This is a genomic window from Microbulbifer litoralis, from assembly GCF_023634065.1.
Classification (GTDB): domain Bacteria; phylum Pseudomonadota; class Gammaproteobacteria; order Pseudomonadales; family Cellvibrionaceae; genus Microbulbifer; species Microbulbifer litoralis.
Map to the genome: position 1 here is coordinate 1 of NZ_JALKCV010000016.1, position 24,095 is coordinate 24,095.

Below are 24,095 nucleotides of genomic sequence, written 5' to 3' on the forward strand. Positions count from 1 at the left end.
CTCGCGCCGGGCCGTGCAAGCCCTTTTTCTGCCCTGGGTGAAAATTTTTCATCGACCGGAAGGGAGGGCCGCCACGCGGCCCGCATTACTGCGGCTCCACCCTGCTACTTTAGTCTCACGATCCGGAAACCCCAAGGCCGCCGACCTCAGGATTCGCCCCCTTTCCCCTTGGTCTCGCCAGCTTCCTTACCAGGCTCGCCCTCCCCCTTGCCGGGACCGGTGGACCGGCTGCCGCGCTTGCGGACCAGGTTCCAGATCCACGTCGCCGGCCCGGAGAAGGTATAGATAACGGCAATCGTCAGCAGGACCCGGGGTGGGTCAATGGTCACAAGGAAGAAGATCAGTATGACCGCCAGCATCATCACGAAAGGTACGCGCCCCTTGAAGTCGACCTTCTTGAAGCTGGTATAGCGGAAGTTGGAAACCATCAGCAGACCGGCCGCCAGCGTGACCAGGGCCACTACGGCCGCCAGGCCGGACCCCATTTCCACATCGTGGCCGGCCCAGACCATACTGGCGACAATAGCCGCGGCCGTCGGGCTGGCCAGGCCGATAAAGACGCCCTTGTCGACATCATCCACCTGGGTGTTGAACCGCGCCAGGCGCAGCGCCGCACAGGCCGCATAGAGAAAGGCCGCGGCCCAGCCGAACTTGCCCAGGTGATCCAGCCCCCAGCTGAACACCACCAGCGCCGGCGCCAAGCCAAAGGAAACCATATCCGACAGCGAATCGTACTGGACGCCGAAAGCACTCTGGGTATCGGTCAGGCGCGCCACCCGTCCGTCGAGGCCATCGAGGATCATGGCGACGAAGATCGCGATGGCGGCGGCTTCGAAATTGCCGTTCATGCCGGAGATGATGGCGTAGAAACCACTGAAGAGCGCGCCGGTGGTAATCAGGTTCGGCAGCAGATAGACACCGCGGGCACGCACCTTCTTGCCGCTCGCAGAGACCTCCTCCTCTATGTGCTCGTCGACCGGCAGGCGGACTTCTTCGTCATTCCGATCTTCGGGCTTTCCGGCATCCCCTTTGTCGCTCATAGTTTCTCCGTTAATGCGTGATGCAGCCGGCGAGTGTACAGCGATTGCAGCCCCGACGCATACAGACAGTCAGCTTAGCCCGCCCATAAAAAAAGCGGCGGGGCAGGCCCCGCCGCTTTCGATCCTGCCGATACCAGAAACCGGAGGCTTTAGTTGCCTTCGGTTTTGTCGATGATCTTGTTGGCCTTGATCCAGGGCATCATGCCGCGCAGCTTGGCGCCGACTTCCTCGATCTGGTGCTCGCCGGAGATACGGCGCTCGGCCTTCAGGCGCGGCTGGCCGGCCTGGGACTCGAGCATGAAGTCCTTGGCGAACTTGCCGGTCTGGATATCCTTCAGCACCCGCTGCATTTCCGCCTTGGTCTCGTCGGTGACCAGGCGCGGACCGGTGACATAGTCACCGTACTCAGCGGTATTGGAAATGGAGTAGCGCATATCGGCGATGCCGCCCTCATACATCAGGTCGACGATCAGCTTCAGTTCGTGCAGGCACTCGAAGTAGGCCATTTCCGGTGCGTAGCCTGCTTCCACAAGGGTTTCGAAACCGGCCTGAACCAGCGCCGTCATGCCGCCGCAGAGTACCGCCTGCTCACCGAACAGGTCGGTTTCGGTTTCCTCGCGGAAGTTGGTTTCGATGATGCCGGAGCGGCCACCGCCGTTCGCGGACGCGTAGGACAGTGCCAGTTCCTTGGCTTTACCAGAGGCGTTCTGGTAAATGGCGACCAGTGTCGGGACGCCGCCACCGTCCAGGTAGGTGGAACGCACGGTGTGGCCCGGGCCCTTGGGCGCGATCATGATCACGTCCACATCCTTGGGCGGCTCGATCAATTCGAAATGCACATTGAAGCCGTGCGCGAATGCCAGCGCAGTACCGGACTGCAGGTTGGGCGCCACCTGTTCGCGGTAGATGGCGGCCTGGTGCTCGTCCGGGGTCAGGATCATGACCACGTCGGCATCTTTTACCGCATCGGCCACTTCCGCCACGCGCAGGCCGGCCTTTTCGGCCTTGGCCCAGGAGCTGGAGCCCTTGCGCAGGCCCACGACGACGTTCTTCACGCCGGAGTCCTTCAGGTTGTTGGCGTGGGCGTGGCCCTGGGAGCCGTAGCCGATGATGGCCACGGTCTTCTGCTGGATCAAAGACAGGTCGCAATCTTTATCGTAAAAAACTTGCATCGTTCACTTCCTATTTCGGTCTATATCAAATACTCAGGACTTTCTCGCCGCGGGCAATACCCGACACGCCGGAGCGAACCACCTCCATAATGGTGTGCTCGCCCAGGGCCTGCAAAAAAGCATCCAGTTTCTCGCCGGTGCCGGCTACCTGCACCGTGTACATATTGCTGGTGACATCCACGATCTGGCCGCGGAAAATATCCACGCTGCGTTTTACCTCGTCGCGCTGCGCGCCGGTGGCGCGCACCTTGACCAGTAACAGTTCGCGCTCGATATGCGCGCCCTCGGTCAGGTCCACCAGTTTCACCACATCGATCAACTTGTTCAGGTTCTTGGTGATCTGCTCGATCTTGTGGTCGTCGCCGATGGTGACCAGCGTCAGGCGCGACAGGGTGGCATCCTCGGTGGGCGCCACCGTCAGGCTCTCGATGTTGTAGCCCCGCTGGGAGAAAAGCCCCACCACGCGGGAGAGAGCGCCCGGTTCGTTTTCCATCAATACTGAAATGATTCTGCGCATCGTCAAACTTCCCTAGGTCCGCTCCGTCTTGCTCAACCACATATCCCGCATGGAGCCGTTCGGCATCACCTGCATCGGATACACATGCTCGGACGGATCCACGTACACATCGATAAAGACGGTGCGGTCCTTGATGGCAAAGGCCTCCTGCAGTTTGTCGTGCAGCTCCTCGCGGCGCTCGATCCTCACACCCGCGTGACCGTAGGCCTCGGCCAGCTTGACGAAATCCGGCAGCGATTCCTCGTAGAGGCTGTGGGACAGGCGACCCTCGTACTGCATCTCCTGCCACTGTTTCACCATGCCCAGTGCCTGGTTGTTCAGGCACAGGATCTTCACCGGCAGGTGGTACTGGGTGGCCGTGGACAGCTCCTGGATACACATCTGGATGCTGCCCTCACCGGTGACACAGACGACCTCGCTGTCCGGGTGCGCGATTTTGACCCCCAGGGCGGCCGGCAGGCCGAAGCCCATGGTCCCCAGGCCGCCGGAGTTGATCCAGCGGCGCGGCTTGTCGAACAGGTAGTACTGGGCCGCGAACATCTGGTGCTGGCCCACGTCGGAAGTCAGGAAGGCGTCGCCCTCGGTGATGTCGTAGACCGCCCTGATCACCTCCTGCGGCATGATCATGTCGCCGTCGGTGCGATAGCGCGGCGCTACATAGAGGCCGTGACGCTCACGCCAGTCGTCGATCTGGCGCCACCAGTCGGTGATCGCCGACTGGTCCGGCTGCTCGTCGGAGGACTTCAGCATTTCAACCATTTCGCCCAGTACCGACTGTACGGTGCCGACGATGGGCACATCGGCGACGATGGTCTTGGAGATGGACGCCGGATCCACATCCACATGGATAATCTTGGCCCCGGGGCAGAACTTGTTGGGCGTGTTGGTCACCCGGTCATCGAAGCGCGCCCCCACGGCCAGGATTACATCCGCGTGGTGCATGGCGGTGTTGGCCTCGAAGGTACCGTGCATACCCAGCATGCCGAGAAAGCGCCTGTCGCTGCCCGGATAGGCGCCCAGCCCCATCAGCGTGTTGGTGACCGGATAGTTGAGCCGCTGGGCCAGCTCCGCCAGCAGCGGCGCCCCCTCGCCCTGTACCACACCGCCGCCGGCGTAGATCACCGGGCGTTTCGCCGACAGCAACAGCGCCACCGCCTTGCGGATCTGGCCGCTGTGTCCCTTGCCCGCGGGCGTGTAGGAACGCATGCGCAGCTTTTCCGGATACTCGTAGGGGAAGCGATCCGCCGGGTTGGTGACGTCCTTGGGGATATCGATCACCACCGGGCCGGGGCGGCCGGTATTGGCGATGTAGAAAGCCTTCTTGACCGTTTCCGGAATATCCTCGGCACGCTTGACCAGGAAACTGTGCTTCACGATCGGCCGCGAGCAGCCCACCATATCGGTTTCCTGGAAGGCGTCTTCGCCGATCTTGTCGCGGGGCACCTGGCCGGAGATCACCACCATCGGGATCGAATCCATATAGGCGGTAGCGATACCGGTTATCGCATTGGTGGCGCCCGGGCCGGAGGTCACCAGCACCACACCGGCCCTGCCGGTGGAGCGCGCATAGCCGTCCGCCGCATGGGTAGCCCCCTGCTCGTGGCGAACCAGTACATGCTTGATACCCTTCTGCCGAAAGATGGCGTCGTAGATATGCAACGCCTGCCCGCCGGGGTATCCGAAGATCAGATCCACCCCTTCATCCTGCAGCGCGCGAACCAACATATCGCCGCCGGAGAGTAATTCCACTGAAGCCCCCTCAAATTTACTGTCTGGGTAGGATATTCATCACGTAAAAAGGCAAAAACCGCCACATGACGAAAAGGTCAAACGGCGATTGTAAAGGAAAATGGTGATAAATATCAGCCTGTAACGCATTTTACTGCCGATTTTTAGGATAACTTCATCGACAGCGCCAATGCGCCGATCCGGAGCGGCCCCATGGGGGATACGCGGCGGATCTGCAGGCCTCCATGGTGGGGAGAGCCGACCCGGCGGCAAGGGATGGGCGTTTGGCCCACCGGAGGGGAGAACGGGAGCCGCGGGGTGTGCGGCCGTCTCTACTCGCCGGGTGAACAATTGATTCTGCAAACTGTGCCGGAGCTGTCAACCCGGAGCCCCGGGCAATTGGCGAAAGTGTTAAGGCGGTGGTGGGAAAGCGGGCCCAGACCGGTACAATGCCGGGAGACAACAACCAAGAGCACAGAGGAAGTTCCAGATGCGCATCGCCCTCGCGATTTTCATTTCCACGCTTGCGCTCACCGCCCAGGCCGACGGTATCTACAAGTGGACGGATGAAAACGGCGTGGTGCATTTCGGCTCCCAGCCGCCGCAGGAAAAGAAAAATGACGACGTGGAAGTCGTCAGGAAGCCCAAATCCGAACGCTACAAGCAGTGGCAGGCGGAACAGCAGGCGCTGATGGCCGAGGAGAAAGCGGCGCAGGAGGCGGAACAGCCAAAGAGTGCACGCAGGGAAGAGGAAAAACAGGACGGGGACACCCAGCCCGAGGAAAACCGCCAGCCGTCGCGGGCGGAAATGGCCGTGCGCGCCCAGCGCTGCCGCATGGCGCGCGACAACCTGCAGGAACTGACCACCCATTCCCGCGTGCGCGAAATCGGCTCCGACGGCAAGATGCGGGTGCTGCCGGAAGAGGAGCGCCAGCAGCGCATTACCCAGATGCAGCGGACCATCCGCGACAACTGCTGATCCGCTACCGCGCTTCTCTCTTTCGATAACCCGGAACCGCCGCGGGCGATTCCGGGCCCACGGTTTTCAGCCCTCCACTTCCGCATAGGGATCGCGACCGCCGCCCTCGATCCAGGTATCCAGCTCCGCGGCCAACACCGGTAGCGGCACCGAGCGCAGCTTCAGGATGGTGTCGTGGAAGTAGCGCTGGTCGAAATCCTCCCCCAGCGCCTCTTCCGCCTCGGCCCGCTTCCTGCGGATCAGCATCTCGCCGAGCTTGTAGGACAGCGCCTGGCCGGGCCAGGAGATATAGCGGTCCACCTCGGTGGTGATCTCGTGTTCCGACAGCGCCGTGTGCCGGCGCATGTAGTCCAGCGCCCGCTCGCGGCTCCAGCCGTACAGGTGAATACCGGTATCCACCACCAGCCGGCAGGCGCGCCACATTTCGTAGGTCAGGCGACCAAAGTCCTCGTAGGGCGTTTCGTACACCCCCATTTTGCTGCCCAGCCACTCGGTGTAGAGCCCCCAGCCCTCGCCGTAACCGGAGAAATAGTTGTCGGCGCGGAACGGCGGGATATCGCCCGCCGATTCCTCTGCGATGGCGGCTTGCAGTGCGTGCCCGGGGGAGCATTCGTGCAGCGTCAGAGCAGTCAGGGTGTAGAGCGGCCGCGACGACAGGTCGTAGGTATTCATCAGGCAGCTGTCCAATCCGCCGCGCCCCGAGGTATAGAAAGGCGCGATGGCGTCGGGGACCGGCAGTATCGTGAAGCGCCGCCGCGGCAGCCGGCCCAGCGTATCGGTCAGGGCGCCATCCACCCGCTTGGCCACATAGGCGGAAAACGACAGCAATTCCCGCGGCGTCTCGGCGTAAAACTGCGGATCGGTGCGCAGGAACCTGAGGAAGGCCTGCATATCGCCGTCAAACCCTGTCCTGTCCTTGACCGCTTCCATCTCCTCGCCGATTCGCGCCACCTCTTCCAGCCCGCGCCGGTGGATCTCCTCCGGGCTCAGCTCCAGCGTGGTGTAGGCCTTTACCTGGGCCCGGTAGAAGGCGTCGCCGCGGGGCAGGTCCTGCGCCGATATCGTGGTGCGGGTACGGGGCAGGTATTCATTGCGGAAGAAGTCCGACAACTGCCGGTAGGCCGGCACCACCGCGGTGCGGATGGCCTCCCCGGCCTGTTCGCGGAGCGCCTGCTGCCGGGCTTCCGGCAGGGTTTCGGGCATGGCGGCAATCGGCGCCCAGAAGGGGTTCTCCGCACCCTCCTGCAGATACGGTGCGAAGGATTTCTCCCGCCCGGCCAGGGTCACCCGCGGCACGCTGTAGCCGCGCTCGAGGCCGGCGCGCATATTCTCGATCTGCTGGTCAAAGTAACGCGGCAGGTCCCGCATGCGGGCGATATAGCGGCGGTATTCCCGCTCGCCGTCCAGCCCGTGCCGCGGCGCCAGGTAGGTCCAGAACAGCGAGTCGGAATTGAACGGCGCCTGGTAAGTGCGGAAACGCGCATCGCCGGCCCGGTTCTCGACGATCTGGCGGAATACCGCCGCGTTGATCTGTTCCTCGTGGCTCAGCGCCTCGCCGGGGATGGCCTCCAGCTTCGCCAGTGCCCTATCCCAGTACGCCAGCCGCTGTCGGTAGGAATCGGCATCCACCTGCGGCCAGTGATCACCCCGGCGCCACTGGCCGTCGGCATCCTGCACCATACCATTCTGCTGTTTGCGCCAGGCGTACTCGGCGCTGTACAGCGCCTGCAGTTGCCGGTCGGCTTTCGGTGACTCGGCCGCGGCGGCGAGGCAGGTGAAGGCGGTAAAAAGAGTGGCCAGGGCCGGCGCCAACAGGCGCTTTGCGGCGGGTGCGGACAGACTGGGCATGCGATGACTCCCGGGACAGGCATGGGGAAAGGCACACATCGCCGCGGGGACGGGCGCACCGGTGTTATCAACCGATGTTAAATTGAGCGTCAGGGATGTCAATCGGGCGCCCGTTACCCACTTTTGTCCGACGCCGTATCGCCGTCGCGGTGACCACTTTCGCGGTGATAGTCCCGCCCCAGGTACAGATACATGGCCGGCACCACAAACAGCGTAAACAGGGTGCCGATGGTCATGCCGGTGGCCACCACCAGGCCCATGGCGAAGCGCGCGCCGCCGCCCGGGCCGGCGGCGATCAGCAGCGGCACCATCGCCAGCACCAGCGAGGCGGTGGTCATCAGCACCGGCCGCAGGCGGATGGCCGCGGCCTCCTCGATCGCGGTGCGCCTGTCCCTGCCTTCCTCCTGCAGCTTGTTGGCGAACTCGACGATCAGGATGCCGTGCTTGGAGATGACCCCGATCAGCGTGACCAGCCCCACCTGGGTGTAGATATTCAGCGTGGTCAGGCCCAGGCTGACGAAAATCATCGCCCCGCAGACACTCATCGGCACCGTCACCAGCATGATCAGCGGATCGCGCCAGGATTCGAACTGCGCGGCCAGCACCAGGTAGATGACGATCAGTGCAAAGAAGAAGGTCAGCACCAGTTGCGAGCCCTCGCTCTTGTACTGGCGCGACTGGCCGGCGTAGTCGACGGAGTAGCCCGGCGGCAGTATCTCGGCGGCGGCGCCCTCGAGAATGCCCAGCGCCTCTCCCAGGGTGATACCCGGGCGCGGCACGCCGGAGATGGTGACGGCATTCAGCTGCTGGAAGCGTTTCAGTTGCTGCGGTTCCACGGTTTCGCGCAGGGTTACCAGCGTCGACAGCGGAATCAGCTGGCCGTTGCGCGCGCGGATATAGTAGTTTTTCAGCTGTTCGCCGGTCAGCCGCTCGCGGCGCACCACCTGCGGGATCACCTTGTAGCTGCGATTTTCGAGCGAGAAGCGGTTGACGTAGGCTCCGGACATCATGCCGCCCAGCTCGCGGCCGATATCCGCCATGGTGATTCCGGCCGACGCGGCCTTGTCGCGATTGATGGCGACTTCCAGCTTGGGCTTGTCGATCTTGATATCCGAATCCACGAAGATGAATTTGCGGCTGGCGTAGGCGCGCTCCATGACTTCATTGGCCAGATCGGCGAGGTTTTCCATCGGTTCGGTGGCGCCGATCACGAATTCCACCGGCAGGCGCCCACCGGCAGTGGGCAGGCTCGGCGGCACCACCACCGCCACCTTGAGCCCGGCGATCTGCTCCACCTCCCCGCTGATGATTTCCTGCATCTCGGCGGTGTTCTGGTCCCGCTTGTTCCACGAATCCAGCACGAAGCCGGCGATGGCGCTGTTGCTGCTGTCGCCGGAGCCGCCGACACCGTTGAGCAGGAACAGGTTTTCCACCGCGTCGCTGTGCCGCTCGGCAATACCGTTCATTTCGCGGGTGTACTGTTCCACATAGTCGATGGTGGCGTAGGAGTCGGCGGTGGAAATGGTCAGCACGAAACCGCGGTCCTCTTTCGGCTCCAGTTCGCTGGGGGAGGTGACAAACAGGAAGTAGCAGCTGGTGAGCACGATCAGGCCGAACACCAGGATCACCAGCCGGTAGTCCAGCGCCCGCGCCAGCCTGTTTCGATAGCCCTGCTGCAGGCGGTCGAACTGGCGCTCCAGCCACTGCTCCATGCGGTTGCCGCCGCCCTTGTCCGGTTTCAGGATCCGCGATGCCATCATCGGCGACAGTGTCAGCGCGACGATACCGGACAGCAGTACGGCACCGGCGAGGGAAAACGCAAACTCCAGGAACAGTGTGCCGGTGAGGCCGCCGAGAAAACCGATCGGCAGGTAGACCGCGATCAGCGTGGTCGTCATCGCCACCACCGGCCAGGCCAGCTCGCGGGCACCGACAATGGCCGCATCGAATGGCGTCATGCCCTCCTCGATATGCCGGTGCACATTTTCCAGCACGATGATCGCGTCATCGACGACGATGCCGATGGCCAGCACCATCGCCAGCAGTGTCAGCAGGTTGATGGTGAAGCCCATCAACAGCATCAGGAACAGCGCGCCCACCAGCGACAGCGGCACCGCCACCGCCGGGATCACCACGCTGCGCAGCGATCCCAGGAACAGGTAGATGACGACGATCACGATCACCACCGCCTCCAAGATCGTCTTGATCACCTCGTCGATGGAATCCTGAATATACTCGGTGCTGTCGTAGGGGATGTCGCCGATCATACCCTGGGGCAATTGCGGAAAGATCTCGTTTTCCAGTTTTTCGCGCACCATGCGAATCACCTCGAGGGCGTTCGCATCCGGCGCCACTTCCACTGCGATAAAAGTGGCGGAGCGGCCGTTGAAGGTGACCGAGGTATCGTAGGATTCCGAGCCCAATTCCACTTCGGCAACTTCGCCGAGGCGCACCAGTCGATCGCCGTCGGCGCGCACCACCAGCTGGCGGAAGGCCTCGGCGGTGGCGATATCGGTATCCGCCGACACCTCCACCCGCACCATGGTGCCCTTGGTGCTGCCCACCGCCGACAGCATATTGTTGGCCCGCAGTGCCTCGCTCACATCCGACGGCGTCACCCCCATGGCCGCCATCGCCTCCGGCTGCAGCCAGATACGCATGGCAAAAGTGCGGTTGCCGAGCAGGCGCGCGCGCTGCACACCGGCGATGGTGGACAGCTTCGGCTGTACCACGCGGGTCAGGTAATCGGTGATCTGGTTATTGTCGAGCTGCTTCGACGAGAAGGACAGGTACATGGCGGCGACCGTCTCGCCCACCGCCATTTCCACGGTGGAATCCTCGGATTCCTCCGGCAGTTCACTGCGCAGCTTGTTGACCTTGGCCACCACCTGCGTGAGCACTTCGTTGGCGTCGTAGTCGAGGCGTACATACGCCTGGATGGTGGAGACGCCCTGCACACTGGTCGACACCATATAGTCGATACCGTCGGCGGTGGCGATCTCCTGTTCCAGCGGCGTGGTGATAAATCCCTGCACCAGGTCCGCATCGGCGCCGACATAGACAGTGCTGACCGTGATCACCGCGTTCTCCAGCTCCGGGTACTGGCGCACGTTCAGCTCCGTGCCGGCGCGCAGGCCGAGCAGCAGGATAAACAGGCTCACCACGGAAGCCAGCACCGGTTTGCGGATAAAGATTTCGGTGAAATTCACCTGGATTCTCCCATGCGCACCGCTGAATCAGCTGTTTTCCGGATCCGGGTCTTTCTCTGCCGGCGGCGGGTTTTCATTGTTGATTTTCACCGGGCCATCGTTGCGCAATTTCAGCAGCCCGGTGGTGGCGATCACTTCACCCGCCTCGATCCCCTCGACGATCTCCACCAGGTCGCCGCGCTCTTCCCCGGTCTTGACCAGGCGCTTGCGGGCGACGATACCGCTGTCGCCCGAGCCGTCGTTACCGCTCTTTTCCAGAACGAACACCGAGTCGCCGTAGGGCGCAAACAGGATGGCGGTGCGCGGCACCACCAGCACGCGCCGATCCGTCGCCAGCTTCACGGTGACATCGGCGTACATGCCGGGGCGCAGTTTGTGCTCGGGGTTGGCCATCGTCGCCTGCACGAGGAAGTTGCGGCTGGCGCTGTCCACCCGCGGATCGATGGCGGTGATGCGGCCGGGGAAGACGGCCTTCGGGAAGGCACCGGTGCTGACCTCCACCGTCTGCCCCTCACTGACCCGGGAAAAATGCCGCTCGGGCAACGAGAAATCGACAAAGATCGGCTCCAGTTGCTGTAGCGAGACCACCGCGTCGCCGGGGCTGACATTCTGCCCCAGATCCACCTGGCGGATCCCAAGCTGGCCGGTAAACGGCGCGGTGACACGCCGCTCGGACACCGTGGCGCGCTGCACTTCCAACTGCGCCAGGACCTGGTCGAGACGGCTCAGGGCGTCATCCAGTTCCGCATCGGTAGTGACCCCCCGTTTGTGCAGCGAGGCGATGCGCTCGTGGTCGCGCCGGGCGAGCATCAATTCCGCCTTCAACACTTTCAGCTGCGCCTTCTCCGGTTCCGCGGCCAACTCCACCAGCAGTTCGCCGCTGTTCGCCCGCTGCCCGGACTTGAAGTGAATTGCACTGACCACGCCCTGCGCCTGGGTGGTGACATCCACGCCGTTGACGGCGCGCATGGAACCCACCGCCAGTAGCATCTGCTGCCAGGTCTGTTGTTCTACCCGGGTGGAAGTCACCGTGGCCGGCGGCTGCGCCATACTGTCGAGCGCCTTGTTCATCATGAATTTGCCAAACATCTTGAAGGCAAAAATACCACCGAACAGCAGCAGGCAGCCCAGCAGCATCCACAGCATGGGTCCGTTGAAGACTTTTCTCGCTTGTACCACTGAAAATCCCGTTGTTGCGGCACGCAGGTCCACCGATCGATCGCCCTGCGCCGGATCGCACTGATGACAGGATAGGCAAGTCTAGTCGCTCTGGTGGCTGCAACGCGGTGAAAGGAGAAGTGAGAGGAGAGGAGAGAACGAATGAAAGGAAACAGGTGCAAAGATACAGCGGTCGACGACGCCGCGCCGACCGCTGCAGACGGACGAAGCTACTTGTGGAAAACCGCTTTGTCGTCCTCCACTTCCACATGTACGGTATCGCCGGGAACAAACTCTCCCGCCAGCACCTCCTGTGCCAGCGGGTTTTCCAGCCACATCTGGATGGCGCGCTTGAGCGGACGGGCGCCATAGACCGGATCGAAGCCGACATCGGCGAGCTTGTCGACCATGGCATCGGAGACCTCAAGGCCCAGGTCGCGATCCGCCAGTCGCCTGCGCAACAGTCCGAGCTGGATTTCGGCGATGGAGCGTACTTCCGCTTTGTCAAGCGGGTGGAAGACCACGACTTCGTCGATGCGGTTGATGAACTCCGGGCGGAAATGGTCGCCCACCACATCCATGACCGCGCTCTTCATCTGCCGATAGTTGATCTCGGAATCCAGCTCGTCGCTGTCGCGCGCGCCGGCATATTTCTGGATCAGGTCGGAACCCAGGTTGGAGGTCATCACCACCACGGTGTTGCGGAAATCCACCGTGCGGCCCTGGCCGTCGGTCAGGCGGCCGTCCTCGAGCACCTGCAGCAGGATATTGAATACATCCGGGTGCGCTTTTTCCACTTCGTCGAGCAGCAGTACCGAATAGGGTTTGCGCCGCACCGCCTCGGTCAGGTAGCCGCCCTCCTCGTAGCCGACGTAACCGGGGGGCGCGCCGATCAAACGCGCGACCGAGTGCTTCTCCATAAACTCGGACATATCGATACGCACCATGGCGTCCTCGGTATCGAACAGGAACTGCGCCAGCGCCTTGCACAGCTCGGTCTTGCCGACACCGGTGGGGCCCAGGAACAGGAAGGAACCGTTGGGCCGGTTGGGGTCGGCGAGGCCGGCGCGGGAGCGGCGCACCGCGTTGGCGACCGCGTTGACCGCCTCGTCCTGGCCGATCACACGGTTGTGCAGCGCGTCTTCCATTCGCAGCAGTTTTTCCCGCTCACCCTCGAGCATTTTTGCCACTGGAATACCGGTCCAGCGGGAAACCACTTCCGCCACCTCCTCGTCGGTGACACGGTTGCGGAGCAGTTGCGGCTCCTCGCTGTCTTCGGCACTGTCGGCGGACCGCAACTGCTGTTCGAGCTGCGGGATCACGCCGTACTGCAATTCCGACATGCGCGTCAGGTCGCCGGCGCGGCGCGCGGCCTCCATATCCAGCTTGGCCTGCTCGAGTTTTTCCTTGATGTCGTGGCTGCCGGCGAGCTTGGCTTTTTCCGCCTTCCAGACTTCGTCGAGATCCGCGTATTCTTTTTCCAGCTGGTGGATTTCCTCCTCGAGTTTTTCCAGCCGCTTCTGCGCCGCCTCGTCGTCCTTGTCCTTTTTCAGCGCCTCGCGCTCGATCTTCAGCTGGATCAGGCGCCGGTCGAGCTTGTCCATTTCCTCGGGCTTGGAATCGATCTCCATGCGGATGCGGCTGGCGGCTTCGTCGATCAGGTCGATGGCTTTGTCCGGCAGTTGGCGGTCGGTGATATAGCGCTGGGACAGACGCGTGGCGGCGATGATGGCGCCGTCGGTAATATCCACCCCATGGTGCACTTCATAGCGCTCTTTCAGGCCGCGCAGGATGGCGATGGTGTCCTCTTCGGTGGGTTCGTCCACCAGCACCTTCTGGAAGCGGCGCTCCAGCGCGGCGTCCTTCTCGATATACTTGCGGTACTCATCCAGCGTGGTGGCGCCGACACAGTGCAACTCGCCGCGCGCCAGCGCCGGCTTCAACATATTGCCCGCATCCATCGCGCCCTCGGCCTTGCCGGCGCCGACCATGGTATGCAGTTCGTCGATAAACAGGATGACGCGGCCTTCCTGTTTGGACAGTTCGTTGAGCACCGCTTTCAGGCGCTCCTCGAATTCGCCGCGGAATTTCGCCCCGGCCAGCAGTGCGCCCAGGTCCAGTGACAACAAGCGCTTGTCTTTCAATCCCTCCGGCACTTCGCCGTTGACGATGCGCTGCGCCAGCCCCTCGACGATCGCGGTCTTGCCCACGCCGGGTTCGCCGATCAGCACCGGGTTGTTTTTGGTGCGCCGCTGCAGAACCTGGATGGTGCGGCGGATTTCGTCGTCGCGGCCGATCACCGGATCCAGCTTGCCGGCCACGGCACGCTCGGTCAGGTCGAGGGTATATTTGTCCAGGGCCTGGCGCGCCTCTTCCGCATTCGGGTCGTCGACCTTCTCGTCGCCGCGCACTTTTTCGATCGCCGCCTGCAGCTGTTTTTCGTCGCCGTTGGCTTTCAGGATTTTGGCGATTTCGCCGGCGGCGGAATCGAATGCGGCCAGCAACACCGTCTCGCTGGAAATAAAACTGTCGCCATTCTTCTGCGCTTTTTTGTCCGCCAGGTTGAACAGCCGCGCCAGCTCCTGGGACATGCCCACATCGCCGGTGGGCGAGCTGATGGTGGGCAGGCTGTCGAGCCGTTTCGCCAGGTCGTTGCGTAGGCCGTTCAGGTTGAACCCCGCCTGGGACAGAAACGCCGGCACGCTGCCGTTGTTCTGGTTCAACAGCGCCTGCAGCAGGTGCTCCGGATAAATCTGGTTGTGATCCCGCCCCACGGCCAGGGACTGCGCATCGGCGATTGCCGACTGCAGCGGATTGGTCATTCGGTCTATACGCACGCTCGGGCCCTCGGTTTAATTCGACGACATTGCTAAACAGTCTAGTCTGAATATTTGGGCGGGGAGAGGGTTTTCAATCTCAAGTTTCGGGGTTCAGATCGGGGAGCCGGAGCCGGCTTGTGCCATCGACAGCCACCTCGAACTCCGAAACTTGAGTTCAATGCGCACCGACCGGTTAGCCCCTGCCCCTATCAGGGCGCACCCTACGCGAGCCAGACCAGGCTGGCCATACGGCCGGTGGTTTTGTCGCGGCGGTAGGAGAAGAAGCTTTCCGTTTCCGATACGGTGCAGCGGTCGCCACCGTAGATATCGTTCACGCCAAGTTGGCGCAGCTCGGCGCGGGCGAGGCCGTAGATATCGGCGAGAAAGTGCAGTGGTTTTTCGCTGTGCGGGCGAAAGCACCCGGCGATGGCCTCGGTGTGCCCGCCGCTCTGGGCGTTCTCGAAAAAGGCCTCCAGCACATCGACGCCGGTCTCGAATGCCTGTGAACCGATGGCCGGGCCCAGCCACGCCAACAGTTCGTCCGGCGGGCAGTCCAGCGCGGCCACGGTGCTGCGCAGAATCCCCTCCGCCAGCCCGCGCCAGCCGGCGTGCGCGGCGGCCACCCGGGTGCCGGCGCGGTCGCAGAAGAGCACCGGCAGGCAGTCGGCGGTGAGCACGGTGCAGACGGCGCCGGGCCCCTGCGCGAAGCTGGCGTCGGCGGTGCGCACCAGGCTGTCGCTGCGGGCCTCGACGGCGCGGTCACTGTGAATCTGCTCCAGCCACTGGGGCTCCGCCGGCAGTTGCAATTCCCGCATCAGTTGGCGGCGATTGGCGGCCACCGCCTCCGGCTCGTCGCCCACATGGTCGCCGAGATTGAAGGACGCATAGGCCCCCCGGCTGTGACCGCCGCTGCGCAGGCTGGTGGCCGCGCGGACGTTGGCGGGGGCGGGCCAGTCGGGGATCAGGTAGTGGTCGCTGGGCATCTGTTTATTGACCTTAATCAGTTGTGGGGAAGCGTTTTGTGTTTTGGGGCAACTCCACCTGGCGCGGTTAGATGACGCAGTGGCGGCCCTGCTCCTGCTACCCGGAGCTTCTTGTGGGACACGGCTTCCAAATTCTTTTCACACTTGCTAGTGGCCCATGCGGAAAGTTGTGTAACTGTTCGCGTCGCCAAAGCGTCCAGCTCTGCGTTGAGAAAGCTTGAAATAGAACCACTATTCCTGCGCTTTCTCGCCTTGATCTGAACACTTTGGCTGTGCTCCTTAGTCACCAAACTTTCCGCATGGACCACTAGTCAGCGAAATAGAACACCTCTGTCGATGCGAAGGCGCTGATGCCGGTGGCTATTTGCCAGACCTTATGAGACAGGGATGTCGATTAGAGCGTACAGGGACGTATTCACAGCGTGTCTGGCAAATAGCCACCGGTAGCAGTGCCGCCACGGGACCATCTAACCAGCACCCAGCCCCACGGCGGGCATCCACAAAGCTCGCCCCTACATGTCCACTCGCAATAGTTCAAGCAATCGCAGCATATCCTCCGGCATCGGCGCCGACCAGTGCATCTCTTCGCTGCTTCGCGGGTGAATCAGCGACAGCTCCGCCGCGTGCAGCGCCTGGCGCGGGAACTGCTGCAGTGCCTCGACCAGCTCGGAACTGGCCTCGGGCGGCAATTTGGGGCGGCCGCCGTAGAGGGGATCGCCCACCAGCGGGTGACGGATATGGGCCATATGCACGCGGATCTGGTGGGTGCGGCCGCTTTCCAGCTGGCAGCGCAGGTGGGTGTGGGCGCGGAAGCGCTCCCGTACCCGGTAGTGAGTGACCGCTTCCTTACCACCGTGTTCCAGAACGGCCATCTTCAGGCGATTCTGGCGGTGGCGCCCCATGGGCGCATCCACGGTGCCGCCGCCGGTCACCGCGCCCTGGACGACGGCGTCGTAGAGGCGGCTGACGCTGCGCGCCTTGAGCTGGCCCACCAGGTCGACCTGCGCCGGCAGCGTCTTGGCCACCACCATCAGGCCGCTGGTGTCCTTGTCCAGGCGGTGGACGATGCCCGCCCGCGGCACCAGCTCCAGTGCCGGGCAGTGGTACAGCAGGCCGTTCAGCAGGGTGCCGTCGGGATTGCCGGCGGCCGGGTGCACCACCAGCCCCGCCGGCTTGTTGAGTACCAACAGGCTGTCGTCCTCGTAGACGATATCCAGCCCGATCGGCTGGGCGCACCATTCCCCCTGGGGTTCCAGTTCCGCGCGAAGGCTCAGCAGCTCGCCACCGAACAGCCTGTCTTTGGGTTTCGCGGAGCGCCCGTCGACGGTCAATTGGCCGCCTTTTATCCAGCCCTGCAGCCGGGCGCGGGAGTAATCGGGGATCAATTCGGCCGCGGCCTGGTCCAACCTCTGGCCGGCGAGCTGCGCCGGGACTTCGACATCGACTTCGAGCTGTTCATTCATTGAGCAAATTCAAACACTTTGGGCAGCTCCGTGACTGTGGTTAAATGGCGGGCCGCCGATTTCCTATAATGGCGGCGAGTTTACCGCACCTGCCGATACGGTGTGGCGCCGAGTAGCAAAAGGTAGAGAGTAATAATGATAGAGCGAGGGGCTATGCAGGCCTGGAAAACGTCGGTTTTGGTTTTGTTGTCCGCGATCCTGGTCGCCTGCGCCAGCACCGATGAGTCGGAAGAGGGGCTGCCCACCGGCAGCCGCACCGAGCAGGCTTTCTACGAGGCCGCCCAGCGCCAGTTGAAATCCAGCCAGTGGGACTTGGCGATCAAGAACCTGCGGGCGCTGGAAGACAACTTCCCGTTCGGCAACTACGCCGAGCAGGCCCAGTTGGAGCTGATCTACGCCTATTACCGCAACTACGAGAACGACGCCGCCATCGCCTCCGCGGACCGCTTTATCCGCCTGCACCCGCAGCACCGCAACGTCGACTACGCCTATTACATGAAAGGGCTGTCGTCCTTTACCGAGGGCACCGGCCTGTTCGAGCGCTTCCTGCCCACGGACATGACCAGCCGCGACCCGGGCTCGGCGCGTGAGTCCTTCGCCTACTTCTCCCAGTTGATGGCCCGCTACCCGGACAGCCGCTACGCGCCGGACGCGCAAAAGCGCATGATTCACCTGCGCAACCTGCTGGCGCGCTATGAGGTCCACGTGGCCAACTACTACTTCAAGCGCGGCGCCTACCTGGCCGCTGCCAACCGCGGGCGCTACGTGGTGGAGAACTTCCAGCAGACCCCGGCGGTGCCGGACGCGCTGGCGGTGATGGTGCAGGGCTACAACCTGCTGGAGATGTCGCAACTGGAAGCCAACGCGCTGCGCGTACTGCGCACCAACTACCCGCAACACCCGGCCTTCGAGGACGACGGCTCCTTCAATTACGACTACTACAAGGGCGCCGCTGGCCGCAGCATCCTGCACCGGCTGACCCTGGGCCTGTTCGAGAAATCCGACCCGCGCGGCTTCGACAGCCGCGAGCTGTACAACGCGGAGTACCGCCGCGAGGACGCACCGCTGCCGCCGGAGCTGATGTGAATGCGGACAAATCTGCCGGGAGCAGGTTTGCACAGCCGAAGGCCGAAGGTTGCCCACGAAGCGGGTGAAGTGCAGGAATGCACTTCATTCCGCACTTACTCTCCCGCTTTCCACCCGTTGGTAATCGGATAGCGCCGGTCGCGGCCGAAGCCGCGCTCGGAGATCCGCACTCCCACCGCCGCCTGGCGGCGCTTGTACTCATTGCGATCCACCAGCCGCACCACCCGCTCCACCGTCTCCCGGTCGTAACCGGCGGCGACGATATCCGCGGCGCTGCTGTCGCGGTCGATGTACAGGTGGAGGATATGGTCCAGTGCGTCGTAGGGCGGCAGGCTGTCGGAATCCACCTGGTCCGGTGCCAGTTCGGCGCTGGGCGGGCGGGTGATCACCGACTCGGGAATCACCTCGGACAGGGTGTTGCGATAGCGGGCCAGCTCGAACACCAGGGTCTTGGGCACGTCCTTGAGCGCGTTGTAGCCGCCCACCATATCGCCGTAGAGGGTCGCATAACCCACCGCCAACTCGCTTTTGTTGCCGGTCGTCAGCACCATGGCGCCCTTCTTGTTGGAGATCGCCATCAGCAGCACGCCGCGGGAGCGGGCCTGCAGGTTTTCCTCGGTGGTATCCCGCTCGCTGCCGGCGAACTCCTCCGCCAGCGCGCCCATAAAGGCGTCAAAGATGGACTCGATACTGATCACCCGGTAGTGGATGCCGAGCCTCTGTGCCTGGTCGGCTGCGTCGTTCCTGCTCAGGTCCGAGGTGTAGCGGAACGGCATCATCACCGCCTCGACCCGGTCCGCCCCCAGCGCGTCCACGGCGATGGCCAGCGTCAGCGCGGAGTCGATACCGCCGGACAGGCCCAGCACCACGCCGTTGAAGCCGTTCTTGTTCACATAGTCGCGCACACCCAACACCAGTGCCTGGTAGACGGAGGCCAGGTCCGGCAGTGCCGGGGTTACCTCCCCGGCGCTCACGGTCACCCCATCATCGCGCTGCTCGACAGTCACCGGCAGCAGGTGCTCGACAAACTCCGGCGCCCGAGTGCACAGCTTGCCCTGGGCATCGACGGCGAAGGAGCCGCCATCGAACACCAGTTCATCCTGGCCACCGAACCAGTTGACGTAGACGATGGGCATGTTTGCGGCGCGGGCCTGGTTGGCGAGCAGCTCCAGGCGCTCCTGGGCCTTGCCGCGGTGGAAGGGCGAGGCGTTGATATTCAGCATCAGGCGGGCGCCGGCGGCGGCCGCCTGGGCGGCCGGTTCCGGGTGCCAGATATCCTCGCAGATGGTGATCGCCGTGGGGATGCCCTTGATATCCACCACGCAGGGGCGATCACCGGGCACGAAATAGCGCATCTCGTCGAAGACCTGGTAGTTGGGCAACTTCTGCTTGGCGTATTCGACCGCCAGCTCGCCGTCGGCGATCAGCCCGGCCATGTTGAACACCTTGCCGGCCACCACCCGCGGGTAGCCAATCAGCACCGCACAGGGCAGGTCCGCCGCACAGAGTTGCTGTAAGGCATCGTCGATACGCTTCTGCATGCTCGGGCGCAACAGCAGGTCCTCGGGCGGATAGCCACACAGGGTCAGCTCCGGGAACAGCACCAGCTCGGCCCGCTGCTCCCGGTGCGCGCGTCTCGCCACCTCGATCACCTGCGCAGTATTGCCGGGGATATCCCCCACCAGAGAATTGATTTGTGCCAGCACTAGCTGCAAAGTAGACATCTTCAGACCTCGAACCAGATATCCGCCCATTGTATCGCGAGCCGAGGGACGTCAGCCAAGACAACAACGAGAAGAACGCCTTGAGCAGCTCCGCCTCGACCGCAGGCCCCGTCCTGCAACACCACGAACTGCTGCGCATCTACGCCTTTTACCGCGTGGCCATCGCGCTGATCCTGCTGGGCATTTTCACTTCCGATATCGGCAAGGGCGCCGTGGGCAACAGTGCTCCGGCCCTGTATCTGAACACCGTACTCGCCTATGCGGCGCTCAATTTCGGCTGGTTGCTGCACCTGCGGCGGGTCGCCTACCACACCAATACCGGCCAGGTGGGGCTGATACTCGGTTGCGACATCGTCGCCTTCCTGCTGCTGATCCAGGCCAGCGGCGGCCTGAACTCCGGCCTCGGCTACCTGCTGTTGATCAACTGTTCTGTCGGCTCCATGCTGCTCGACCGCCGCATGGGGGCCTTCTTCGCCGCCGTTGCCAGTATGGCCGTGATCGGCCAGCAGTTGTACGGCCTGATGGCCGGGCGCGCCGACACCCAGGACATCGTCTCCGCCGGCAGCCTCGGCATACTGCTGTTCGCCACCGTCAGCACCCTGCAGTACCTGTCAGCGCGCATCCGCAGTGCCACCCTGCGGGCGGACCAGCAGAGCCGCCAGGCCGCCCACCTGCAACGCCTGGCACAGCAGATCATCGAGCGCATGCGCACCGGCGTGCTGGTCATGGACGCCGCCAACAAACCCGAGCTGATCAACCGCGCCGCCCGTCAACTGCTCGGCGAGCAGCTGCAGCCGGGCGGCGATCGCCAGGCGGAACTGCATCAGGTGGTGCGACAGTGGCGCCGCGACCACAACCGCGGCAGTGCCCTGCTGGGCGCCGACAACGGCAGCGAGCTGCGGCTCAGTTTCGCCAAGCTGCGCCGCGAACACGACGACAGCACCCTGGTATTCGTGGAGGACAATCGCAAGCTGATCCAGGCCGCACAGAAACTGAAGCTCGCGTCCCTCGGCCACCTCACCGGCTCCATCGCCCACGAGGTGCGCAACCCGCTCGGCGCCATCAGCCACGCCGCACAACTGCTGTCGGAATCCGAACACCTCAGCGACGAGGACCGCCACCTGACATCGATCATCTGCCGCCACAGCCAGCGGGTGAACCAGATAGTGGAAAATGTAATGCAGCTGTCCCGGCGGCGGCCGGCGGTGCCGCAATACAACGACCTGCACCTGTGGCTGAGGGAGTTTATCGCCGATTTTCGCGCCGGCGCGCCAGCGGATGCGGATATTCGGCTGCGGGCGCCCACCAGCCAGGTCCGCGCGCGCTTCGACCCGGAACAGCTGGCGCAAGTGGTCACCAACCTGTGCAGCAACGCCCTGCACCACTCTCATATCGCCACCGGCCACCGCGAAGTGGATATCGCCTTCTACCACAACGCCGAGCGCGACTGCGCACTGCTGGATGTGATGGACAGCGGCCGCGGTGTGTTGCCCGAGCACCGGGACAAGGTTTTCGAACCTTTTTTCACCACCGGCCAGGGCGGTAGCGGGTTGGGGCTCTATATCGCGCGGGAACTCTGTGAAGCGAACCAGGCCAACCTCTACTACTGCCGCAGTGAGGACAACAAGAGCTGTTTCCGGATCGAGTTCGCCCACGCCAACCGGGTGTTCTAATAGCCGTATGGCAAGCTGTGCAACAGTGCGCCCACGGCCCACTGGCTGGAAAATTCCCGCTGCACGGCCCACCAAATGGCCACAGAATTCTGTAATAATGGGCCTGGGAACTCACAGACAATAAAAGCTTACGGACACATGCAACCACTGGCGCTGGTCGTCGACGACGAACCGGATATCTGCGAACTGCTGACACTGACACTGCGGCGCATGGCGGTCGACTGCCACACCGCCAGCGATCTCGCCGGCGCCCACAAGCTGCTGCGCGAACACCGCTATGATTTCTGCCTGACCGACATGCGCCTGCCGGACGGTGACGGCCTTGAACTGGTGCAGTACATTCAGGAGCAGCGCGACGGCGATCCGCCGGTTGCGGTGATCACCGCCCACGGCAACATGGACACCGCCATCAGCGCCTTGAAAAAGGGCGCCTTCGACTTCGTCAGTAAACCCGTCGACCTGGAACGGCTGCGCAGCCTGGTACAGCTGGCACTGCGCCTGCAGAAACCCGGCGATACCCCCGCGCAGCAGGATGCGGGGTTGCTGCTCGGCGACGCCGATAACATGCAGCGGCTGCGCCGGCAGGTCGCCAAGGTCGCGCGCAGCGATGCGCCCATCTATATCAGCGGCGAATCCGGCTCCGGCAAAGAACTCGCGGCCCGCTCCATCCACGCCCAGGGTGCCCGCGCCGACCGGCCCTTTGTGCCCATCAACTGTGGCGCCATTCCCACCGAACTGATGGAGAGCGAGTTTTTCGGCCACAGGAAGGGCAGCTTTACCGGCGCCCACAAGGACAAGCCCGGCCTGCTGCAGGGCGCCTCCGGCGGCACCCTGTTCCTGGATGAAGTGGCCGACCTGCCACTGGACATGCAGGTAAAACTGCTGCGCGCCATCCAGGAAAAATGTGTGCGTCCGATCGGCGCCAGCGAGGAAGTCCCCATCGACGCGCGGATACTCTGTGCCACACACAAGGATCTCGCGCGGGAAGTCGCCGAGGGCCGCTTCCGCAGCGACCTCTACTACCGTATCAATGTCATAGAAATCGCAGTGCCGCCACTGCGGGAGCGCGCCGGCGATATTCCGTTGCTGGCGAACATCATTATGGAACGCATCGCCAGCAACGCCGGGGTCAATCCTCCCGCGCTTTCCGATGAGGCTCTGGGGGCACTGCAGGAATATCCGTTTCCCGGCAATGTGCGCCAGCTGGAAAATATCCTCGAGCGGGCGTTCACCCTCTGCGATCAACAGATGATCCGGGCGGAAGATCTGCTGCTGGAGCGGGACGTCGCCGCAGTCTCCCCCCCCCCCGCCCCCAAACAATCCCAGGAGACTCCGAGTCGCGAACCGGAGAGCTACCCGGGACAGTTCGACCCGGGACACTACGCGTCTCTGGACGAATTCCTGCAGAACATCGAAAAAGAGGCCATTGAAGCCGCACTGCTGGAAACCCGCTGGAACCGGACTGCGGCCGCACAGAAACTGGGTATCAGCTTCCGCTCACTCCGTTATCGGCTGAAGAAACTGGGGCTGGAGGACTGACGAGCCAGCCCTCTAACTCATACGGCCGTACTGTAATGCGCTGTGATTGGATTTCACGGCAACACCGGTATGCTGGTGCAAACTCACGGAAGAGGAGTTTGCATAATGAAGCCGACAAACAGGACCTTGGGGTTCACCCTGGTTGAGCTGCTGATCACCGTCAGCCTACTGGCCGCTCTCTCGGCGGTGGCCGTCCCCTCCTTCAATGAACTGATCCAGGATATGCGCAACCGGCAGGCTGGCAGGGAATTGTTCGGCCATATGAATTATGCGCGCTACATGGCAGTTTCGCGCCGACAGTGGGTGAATGTATGCGGGAGCAGTGACAGCCGCTCATGCGATGGTAGCTGGAGTCTGGGGAGCATCGTTTTTCCTGATGAAAACAGGAACCGCAAACGGGACAATGATGAACCAATACTGAGATCCTTCAACAATATGCCGGAAGGGAGCAGGCTGGAAATCGGCAGTTTGCACAAGCAACTCCGTTACAGGCCTGACGGACACCTCTCCAGCACCGGCAGCTTCCTCTACTGCCCTCCAGATGGAGGCGCCCCAAAAGGCTGGATCATCATATTCTATGTCAGTGGCCGCGCCTATTTCGGCAGCGACTCCGATGGTGACGGAATCCCCGAGCGCAGCGGAGGGGAAAACCTGAGCTGTTGATGTCCGTCCATCCTCGGCCACAAGATAGAAACATTTGCGCTACCAGGTTTTCATAGTACCGCTATTATTTTTATCCCACTCGCGCCGCCCCGCGGAATCGATGGTCAGGTCACCATCTTCCTGTTGACTGCCAACAGCGTCGGCGCGCAGTTCGTAACCGTCCTCGTCTGCGCTCACAATTTCCAGGTTGTAACGCGCCGTCCCGCCATTGATAGGCACCTGGGTCGGGAATATGCCGGGAGCACCGGTATCAGAACCGCCGTTTGCAGCACCTTCGTAAGTGCCGCTCTCGGTATAGTGCCGTTCCATCGCCTGGGCAAAATTCATCAGGGCACCCTGTGCATCGGCACGATTGGAGGAACGCACCTGGCTCTGGTAGGACGGAATGGCGATGGCGGCAAGTATGGCGATAATCACCACAACGATCATCAATTCAATCAGCGTAAAACCCTGCTGTTTTTTCTGATAGTGCACTATTGGATTCTCCTCAAAAA

At 63.0% G+C, this 24,095-nt stretch carries 17 protein-coding genes; 5 read left to right on the top strand and 12 right to left on the bottom strand.

Annotation, left to right across the window (positions count from 1 at the left end; genetic code table 11):
- Positions 1 to 146: 146 nt before the first annotated feature.
- From pssA to MWN76_RS18370, 4 genes are all read right to left on the bottom strand, one after another.
- On the bottom strand, positions 147 to 1,040 hold the full coding sequence (pssA, locus tag MWN76_RS18355; protein WP_250464172.1) for a CDP-diacylglycerol--serine O-phosphatidyltransferase: 894 nt from the start codon (positions 1,038 to 1,040) through the stop codon (positions 147 to 149).
- Positions 1,041 to 1,189: 149 nt separating this feature from the next.
- Positions 1,190 to 2,212, bottom strand: a complete 1,023-nt coding sequence (gene ilvC / locus MWN76_RS18360; protein WP_250464174.1) for a ketol-acid reductoisomerase — start codon at positions 2,210 to 2,212, stop codon at positions 1,190 to 1,192.
- A 25-nt stretch (positions 2,213 to 2,237) separates the two neighbouring features.
- Positions 2,238 to 2,729, bottom strand: a complete 492-nt coding sequence (gene ilvN, locus MWN76_RS18365) for an acetolactate synthase small subunit (RefSeq protein ID WP_250464176.1) — start codon at positions 2,727 to 2,729, stop codon at positions 2,238 to 2,240.
- A gap of 12 nt (positions 2,730 to 2,741) precedes the next feature.
- Positions 2,742 to 4,478, bottom strand: coding sequence for an acetolactate synthase 3 large subunit (locus tag MWN76_RS18370; protein ID WP_250464179.1), 1,737 nt, complete (start codon positions 4,476 to 4,478; stop codon positions 2,742 to 2,744).
- A gap of 469 nt (positions 4,479 to 4,947) precedes the next feature.
- Here MWN76_RS18370 and MWN76_RS18375 point away from each other — a divergent pair, with 469 nt between their 5' ends.
- Positions 4,948 to 5,436 (top strand): DUF4124 domain-containing protein, encoded by a 489-nt coding sequence (locus MWN76_RS18375; protein WP_250464181.1) that lies wholly within the window; start codon positions 4,948 to 4,950, stop codon positions 5,434 to 5,436.
- Between the two features lie 66 nt (positions 5,437 to 5,502).
- On the opposite strand, the gene MWN76_RS18380 is transcribed toward MWN76_RS18375, so the two are convergent.
- The 6 genes from MWN76_RS18380 to rluD all read right to left on the bottom strand — a co-directional run bounded on the left by MWN76_RS18380 (position 5,503) and on the right by rluD (position 16,916).
- Positions 5,503 to 7,284, bottom strand: coding sequence for a DUF885 domain-containing protein (locus tag MWN76_RS18380; RefSeq protein ID WP_250464183.1), 1,782 nt, complete (start codon positions 7,282 to 7,284; stop codon positions 5,503 to 5,505).
- Positions 7,285 to 7,397: 113 nt separating this feature from the next.
- Complete coding sequence (locus MWN76_RS18385; protein ID WP_250464185.1) at positions 7,398 to 10,493, bottom strand: efflux RND transporter permease subunit; 3,096 nt, start codon at positions 10,491 to 10,493, stop codon at positions 7,398 to 7,400.
- A gap of 27 nt (positions 10,494 to 10,520) precedes the next feature.
- Complete coding sequence (locus MWN76_RS18390) at positions 10,521 to 11,672, bottom strand: efflux RND transporter periplasmic adaptor subunit (RefSeq protein ID WP_250464187.1); 1,152 nt, start codon at positions 11,670 to 11,672, stop codon at positions 10,521 to 10,523.
- 209 nt (positions 11,673 to 11,881) lie between these two features.
- Positions 11,882 to 14,488, bottom strand: coding sequence for an ATP-dependent chaperone ClpB (gene clpB / locus MWN76_RS18395; protein WP_250464189.1), 2,607 nt, complete (start codon positions 14,486 to 14,488; stop codon positions 11,882 to 11,884).
- A gap of 203 nt (positions 14,489 to 14,691) precedes the next feature.
- Positions 14,692 to 15,453, bottom strand: coding sequence for a peptidoglycan editing factor PgeF (gene pgeF, locus MWN76_RS18400; protein WP_250464191.1), 762 nt, complete (start codon positions 15,451 to 15,453; stop codon positions 14,692 to 14,694).
- 512 nt (positions 15,454 to 15,965) lie between these two features.
- Positions 15,966 to 16,916 (bottom strand): 23S rRNA pseudouridine(1911/1915/1917) synthase RluD, encoded by a 951-nt coding sequence (gene rluD / locus MWN76_RS18405; protein WP_250464193.1) that lies wholly within the window; start codon positions 16,914 to 16,916, stop codon positions 15,966 to 15,968.
- 153 nt (positions 16,917 to 17,069) lie between these two features.
- Between rluD and MWN76_RS18410 the strand changes: the two genes are divergently transcribed.
- Entirely contained in the window at positions 17,070 to 18,002 is a 933-nt protein-coding gene (locus MWN76_RS18410) for an outer membrane protein assembly factor BamD (protein WP_250464195.1), read from the top strand.
- Positions 18,003 to 18,097: 95 nt separating this feature from the next.
- Here the strand turns inward: MWN76_RS18410 and MWN76_RS18415 are convergent, their stop codons facing one another.
- Positions 18,098 to 19,726, bottom strand: coding sequence for an NAD+ synthase (locus MWN76_RS18415; protein ID WP_250464197.1), 1,629 nt, complete (start codon positions 19,724 to 19,726; stop codon positions 18,098 to 18,100).
- Positions 19,727 to 19,806: 80 nt separating this feature from the next.
- On the opposite strand from MWN76_RS18415, the gene MWN76_RS18420 reads away from it, so the two are divergent.
- From MWN76_RS18420 to MWN76_RS18430, 3 genes are all read left to right on the top strand, one after another.
- Entirely contained in the window at positions 19,807 to 21,399 is a 1,593-nt protein-coding gene (locus MWN76_RS18420) for a two-component system sensor histidine kinase NtrB (RefSeq protein WP_250464199.1), read from the top strand.
- A gap of 138 nt (positions 21,400 to 21,537) precedes the next feature.
- Positions 21,538 to 22,938 (top strand): sigma-54-dependent transcriptional regulator, encoded by a 1,401-nt coding sequence (locus MWN76_RS18425; RefSeq protein WP_250464202.1) that lies wholly within the window; start codon positions 21,538 to 21,540, stop codon positions 22,936 to 22,938.
- 105 nt (positions 22,939 to 23,043) lie between these two features.
- The gene (locus tag MWN76_RS18430) at positions 23,044 to 23,601 is read left to right on the top strand and encodes a GspH/FimT family pseudopilin (protein ID WP_250464203.1); all 558 of its coding nucleotides are present in this window, start codon (positions 23,044 to 23,046) and stop codon (positions 23,599 to 23,601) included.
- Positions 23,602 to 23,640: 39 nt separating this feature from the next.
- On the opposite strand, the gene MWN76_RS18435 is transcribed toward MWN76_RS18430, so the two are convergent.
- Entirely contained in the window at positions 23,641 to 24,075 is a 435-nt protein-coding gene (locus MWN76_RS18435; RefSeq protein WP_345780084.1) for a type IV pilin protein, read from the bottom strand.
- Between the last annotated feature and the right edge of the window lie 20 nt (positions 24,076 to 24,095).